The sequence below is a fragment of the Falsiroseomonas oryzae genome, assembly GCF_027856955.1.
Taxonomy (GTDB): domain Bacteria; phylum Pseudomonadota; class Alphaproteobacteria; order Acetobacterales; family Acetobacteraceae; genus Falsiroseomonas; species Falsiroseomonas oryzae.
Genome location: NZ_JAPSMD010000364.1, coordinates 1 through 5,441 on the forward strand (window position 1 = coordinate 1; position 5,441 = coordinate 5,441).

Annotated in this window: 6 protein-coding genes; 2 read left to right on the plus strand and 4 right to left on the minus strand. The window is 74.4% G+C overall.

Going from position 1 to position 5,441, the window contains the following annotated elements; genetic code table 11:
* The 3 genes from OZN99_RS24405 to OZN99_RS24415 all read right to left on the minus strand — a co-directional run.
* Positions 1-307, minus strand: a 307-nt coding sequence (locus OZN99_RS24405; protein ID WP_270937847.1) for a hypothetical protein, incomplete at its 3' end; no start/stop codon positions are given.
* A 10-nt stretch (positions 308-317) separates the two neighbouring features.
* Positions 318-995, minus strand: a complete 678-nt coding sequence (locus tag OZN99_RS24410) for a winged helix-turn-helix domain-containing protein (protein WP_270937848.1) — start codon at positions 993-995, stop codon at positions 318-320.
* A 31-nt stretch (positions 996-1,026) separates the two neighbouring features.
* Positions 1,027-1,545: a DUF2244 domain-containing protein gene (locus OZN99_RS24415; RefSeq protein ID WP_270937849.1), complete on the minus strand. Its 519-nt coding sequence runs from the start codon at positions 1,543-1,545 to the stop codon at positions 1,027-1,029.
* A 113-nt stretch (positions 1,546-1,658) separates the two neighbouring features.
* On the opposite strand from OZN99_RS24415, the gene nth reads away from it, so the two are divergent.
* Positions 1,659-2,306: an endonuclease III gene (nth, locus tag OZN99_RS24420; RefSeq protein WP_270937850.1), complete on the plus strand. Its 648-nt coding sequence runs from the start codon at positions 1,659-1,661 to the stop codon at positions 2,304-2,306.
* A 3-nt stretch (positions 2,307-2,309) separates the two neighbouring features.
* Here nth and OZN99_RS24425 read toward each other — a convergent pair whose 3' ends face one another.
* Positions 2,310-4,022: a hypothetical protein gene (locus OZN99_RS24425; protein WP_270937851.1), complete on the minus strand. Its 1,713-nt coding sequence runs from the start codon at positions 4,020-4,022 to the stop codon at positions 2,310-2,312.
* A 246-nt stretch (positions 4,023-4,268) separates the two neighbouring features.
* Here OZN99_RS24425 and OZN99_RS24430 point away from each other — a divergent pair.
* On the plus strand, positions 4,269-5,441 hold a 1,173-nt coding region (locus OZN99_RS24430), incomplete at its 3' end, for a glycosyltransferase family 1 protein (RefSeq protein WP_270937852.1).

The following is a 5,441-nucleotide window of genomic DNA, read 5'->3' on the forward strand; positions in this document are numbered from 1 at the left end:
ACCCGGCCAGCGGCCGCCCATCGGGTGCGCGCAGCTGCACCAGGATCGCGCTCGGCGTGCGGTCGCGCGTGCGCGCCTCCACCGCCATGGCCAGGCGGGGCAGGCCGCCGACGCGGTAGTCGGCCAGCAGCAGGTCGGCCTCCGCCCGGATGTTGCTGTCGAGCGCCTGTTCCAGCGCGGCGGAGCTGCGCAGCCAGCCGAGGCCGAGGCCGATGGTGGAGATGCCGAGCACGCCCGCGGCGGTGAGCAGCGCGGTGCGCAGCGCGAAGCTGCGCAGCAGCCGCCCGACCGCGGCGACGCCTGTCACCGCGCCCCCGTCATCGCGGCGCGCCGAGCAGGTAGCCGACGCCGCGCACCGTCTGGATCGGCGCCGGCGAGTCCGGGCGCGCCAGCTTGCGGCGCAGCCGGCTGACATGCACCTCGACCAGGTTGGTGGTCGGGTCGAAGTTCAGGTCCCAGACGCCTTCCAGCAGCATGGTCTTGGTCAACACCTGGCCGGGGCGGCGCATCATGAATTCCAGCAGCCGCATCTCCGTCGGCATCAGCTCCACCGGCTGGCCGGCGCGGCGCACGGTGCGGCGCAGCAGGTCCATCTCCAGGTCGCCGACCTGCAGCATGACCGGATCGGTGGTGGGCGGCGGCCGCCGGGCGAGGGCGGCGATGCGCGCGCGCAGCTCGCTGAAGGCGAAGGGCTTGCCGAGATAGTCGTCGGCGCCGGCGTCCAGCCCCTCGACACGGCGCTCCACCTCCGCCAGTGCGGTCAGCACCAGCACCGGCGTGGCGATGCCGGAGGCGCGCAGCGCGCGCAGGATCGTCAGGCCGTCGGGGCCGGGCAGCATGCGGTCGGTGACGATGACGTCCCAGCTCTCGCCGGCGGCGAGCAGCATGCCGTCCTTCCCGTTGCGCGCCACCTGCACCAGGTGCCCCACCTCGCGCAGGCCCTTGGCGATGTAGTCGGCCGTCGCCGCGTCGTCCTCGATCAGCAGGATCCGCATCGCCCGGTCCCGCCCGCGGCAGGCCGCACGGTCATTCGCGCAGCTGCGGGTTGTCGAAGCGCGGCGAGCGGTAGCGCCGCAGTGCGGCCAGCAGCGCCGCCGCCAGCTCGCGCTTCTCCTCGGCCGAGAGGAAGCGGCCCAGCTCCACGCGGCGGCCGCGCGCGCTTGCGGTCAGGACGGGCACCGCGCCGGCGCGCTCCTCCAGCTCGACCCGCGCCCAGTAGGGCTCGAGCTCCGCCTCCTCCTGGCCGCCGCGGCCATCGGCGCGGCGGACCAGCAGGCGTCCCTCGGTCAGCAGCACCGTCTCCGACGCGGCGCGGCTCCAGCGGCGATGGGTGGCGACCAGGCCCAGCACCAGCAGGACCTCGACGCCGAGGAAGCCCAGCACGGGCCAGGCGCCCATCAGCGTGAAGACGAGCGCCGGCACGGCCGCCGCCGCCAGCGCCAGCCCGCAGAGCCAGCGCATGCCGCGCGCCGAGAGCCCGCCAGGCGGACTGCTGACGGCCTCGAACAGGACGCCCTCGCGCCCGATGGGTCCGACCCCTGACATGCCGGCAGAGTATGGGATACCAGGGCGCGAACGCCATGCCCCGAACCCGACCACCTGAGACCCCGCCCCCGCCGAAGCACGGCAGCGCCCGGGCGCCACGCAGGGCCCGCGCGATGAACGCCGCGCAGGCCGGCGACTTCCTGCGCGCCCTGGCCGCCGCGAACCCGACGCCGGAGACCGAGCTGCATTACAGCGACCCCTTCACCCTGCTGGTCGCCGTCGTGCTCTCCGCCCAGACCACCGACGCCGCGGTGAACAAGGCGACCGCCACGCTGTTCCAGGCGGCCCCCACCCCCGCCGCCATGGCCGCGCTGGGGGAGGAAGGGATCGCGCCGCATATCCGCCGCATCGGGCTGTGGCAGGCCAAGGCGCGGAACGTCGCCGCGCTGGCGCGCCAGCTGCTGGAGAAGCATGGCGGCGCGGTGCCCGCCGACCGCGCCGCGCTGGAGGCGCTGCCCGGCGTCGGCCGCAAGACCGCCAACGTCGTGCTGAACGTCGCCTTCGGCGAGAACACGATGGCGGTGGACACGCACATCTTCCGTCTGGGCAACCGCACGGGGATCGCTCCCGGCAAGACCCCGCGGGAGGTGGAGGCGGCGCTGGTGCGCAAGACCCCGCCGGAGATGCTGCGCGACGCGCACCACTGGCTGATCCTGCACGGCCGCTACGTCTGCAAGGCGCGGATGCCGGAGTGCTGGCGTTGCCCGCCCGTCGCGCACTGCAACTACCGCGACAAGGTGCTGGTGCCGCCCGCGGGCTGAGCTTCAGCCGAGGTCGCAGCCCGCGGCCGATGGCGGCGGCAGGGCGATCGGACCGACGGATGCGCCCGCCTCCGGCCGCACGCGGAACAGGGCCGCCATGCCGGTGGCGTTCACCGGCTGCAGCCTGTCGGGCAGGAAGCCCGGCAGTCCCGGCGCGGCATCGGCCAGCAGCACCAGCACATGGTCGAAGCCCTGCTCCCAGCCCGGCAGGTAGGGCGCCTTCGCCAGCTCCGCCGCGGTCCAGGACTCGCGCGCCAGAAGCCGGTAGTCCGGCGGCAGGCCGACCGGCACCGCCAGGCGGTCGTAGGGCGGGCGCAGGCGGATGGGCTGCTGCGACGGCTCGGCGAACAGCAGCGGGATGAAGGCGCGACGCTCCAGCACCACCAGCGCTCCGAGGTGGTTGAAGGCTGTGCTGAAGCGCGTGATCACGCGGCTGCGCGGGGAGCGGGCCCAGTAGGCCGGCGTCGCCTCGCGCTCCGCGCTGGCGACCAGCACGCGGCTGCCCGGGTCGATGGCCGCGATGCTGGCGCGCAGCTGCGCGAGGTCCGCGGCATGGCCGGACCAGACCTGCCCCACCACCCCCATGCGCAGCACGAGCAGCCCCGCCACGGCGAGGGCCGCGATGCGCGCCAGGCGGCGCGGCAGGCGTGGGTCGAAGCCGGCGAAGAGCAGCAGGCCGATCATCACGGGGAAGCGTGAATCGAGATGCGAGCCGCCCTTCGCCATGAACGGCGCGACGGCGGTGAGCGCCAGCAGCAGGAGGATGGCCAGCAGGCTGGCCGGATCGACCCTGCCTCGGCCTCGCCACCGCCCGAGCGCCAGCAGGCCGAGCACCGCGCCCGCCGCCAGCACGTCCAGCGCGCCGTGGTAGTTGAGCACCGGCGTGAGAAGCGCGACGGCCTTGTGCGACGCCGGCAGCCAGCAGGTCGGGCCCTCCGCTCCGCTGATCGGCGCGCTCAGGTAGAGCGCGGCCGGCGGCAGCAGCACCAGGGCGAGGCCGCCGGCGCGCCGCAGAATGGCAGGCAGCAGCGGCGCGCCCTGCCGCCGCGTGGCGGCCAGGGCCACGACCTCCTGCATGGCCACCAGCAGCGCGGCGAAGACCACCGCCAGCAGGTGGCAGAAGAACAACGCCGCCATGCCGAGCGCGGTCCCCGCCACGGCGAGCGCCGGCCGCGTCTCGCGCATCTTGACCCAGAGGGCGGCGACCAGCAGCGCGAGGCCCAGGCCGGCGACGAAGTTCATGAAGCCGGCGAGGAAGAGCGCGTTGTACGCGACCAGCGCGCCGGCCAGGGGCCACCAGCTCCGTACGCCGAAGGCGGCGCGATGGAAGGCCACCATGCCGGCGAGCAGCAGCAGGAGCAGGGCGCCGAGCACCAGCTTCCCGGCGACGGCGATCGGCATCAGCCGGGCCAGCGGCGGCAGGACGAGGTCCGTGGCCAGGTTCGGCAGGATGCCCCAGCTCGGCAGCCAGAAGCGCGACAGCACCGGATCCTCGGCGCCCCGCGCCAGGACCAGCATGCGGGCCAGGTGGTTGGGGTAGTCGAGCAGCGGCGGCAGGTCCACGACGGCCAGCGGCAGCAGCAGCAGGAGGGCGGTCGCGAGGACACCGGCGCACCAGGCCGCCACGCCCGGCTCCGCCCCGCCCGCTGCGCGGCCTGCGGGCACGTCGCGGCGCAGCCCGCCAGGTGTCACATGGCCCATCGTCCCCCCGGGCACGGCCTCCGCGGCCCTTCCGCTCAACGGGCCTGGGCCACGCCGGTTCGCCGAAACCGGCTCGATGCGTGGTCAATTCGGTGCGGAGATGCGCCGGCTTCCGCGAGAGGCGCCCGGAACCGCGGTGCAGCACTCCGCGTTCTCCACTCATCCAGGACGTCCAGGCGTTCCCGGGCAGCGGCGTCCCGCCGCGCGGCTGCGCGCAGCCATGCCCGTTCGCCGGCCCACCTGATCGAAGGAGAGATAGGCATGAACGGGGCTCCGCCTTGTCCAGATGCGGGTCGTGACGCGCGGCCGGTGCTGCTGGTCCTGTCGCATCTGCGCTGGGATTTCGTGTTCCAGCGACCGCAGCACCTGATGACGCGCGCGGCCGCGTCCTACGAGGTGGTGTTCCTCGAGGAGCCCGTGGTGGAGGACGGCGCCGTGCCCCGCCTTGACCGGTTCGAGCGAGGCGGCGTGCTGGTGTTGCGCCCGGTGCTGCCGCCCGGCCTGTCGGACGAGGTCTCGGTGGCCGCGCAGCGCGCGTTGCTGGAAACGGTGCTGGAGCCGCGCGCCGCGCGACCGCTGGTGCTGTGGTTCTACTCGCCGATGTTCTTCGCGCTGGCCGGGCAGATCCCGGCACAGGCCGTGGTGTACGACTGCATGGACGAGCTCTCCGCCTTCCGCGGCGCGCCGGCCGGCATGATCGAGATGGAGCGGCGCCTGCTGGCGCGGTCCGACCTGGTCTTCACCGGCGGGCGCAGCCTGTACGAGGCGAAGCGCGGCAGGCATCCCTCGGTGCACTGCTTCCCATCCTCGATCGATGCGCGGCATTTCGGCCAGGCGCGCAGCGACCTGCCGGAGCCCGAGAGCCTGCGCGGCGTGACGCGCCCGCGGCTCGGCTTCTTCGGCGTGGTCGATGAGCGGATGGACCTGGAGCTGGTGGCGGAGCTGGCCGCGCTGCGGCCGGACTGGGCGCTCTGCATGATCGGCCCGGTCGCGAAGATCGACGTGGCGAGCCTGCCGCAGGCACCGAACCTGCACTGGCTGGGCGCGCGCGACTACCGGGAGCTGCCGTCCTACCTCGCGCATTGGGACATCGGCGTGATGCCCTTCGCGCTGAACGAGAGCACGCGCTTCATCAGCCCGACCAAGACGCCGGAGTTCCTCGCGGCCGGACTGCCGGTGGTCTCGACCGCCGTCACCGACGTGGTGCGCGACTACGGCGAGGCGGGCCTGGTGGAGATCGCGCAGGACGCGAGGGAGATGGCGCTGAAGGCGGAGATGCTGCTGACGCGCCCGAAGGCGACCTGGCTCGCACGGGTGGATACGCGGCTTGCCGCGAATTCCTGGGACCGGACCTGGGCGCGGATGGAGGCGCTGCTGCGCGACGCGCGCGGCACCCGCGCACGGCGCGCGGGCGCGGGCGCGCCGGTGGCGGCG

Coding starts and splice junctions, on each gene's coding strand:
- OZN99_RS24410 (WP_270937848.1), bottom strand. CDS start 995: ATGCGGATCCTGCTGATCGAGGACGACGCGGCGACGGCCGACTACATC.
- nth (WP_270937850.1), top strand. CDS start 1,659: ATGAACGCCGCGCAGGCCGGCGACTTCCTGCGCGCCCTGGCCGCCGCG.
- OZN99_RS24415 (WP_270937849.1), bottom strand. CDS start 1,545: ATGTCAGGGGTCGGACCCATCGGGCGCGAGGGCGTCCTGTTCGAGGCC.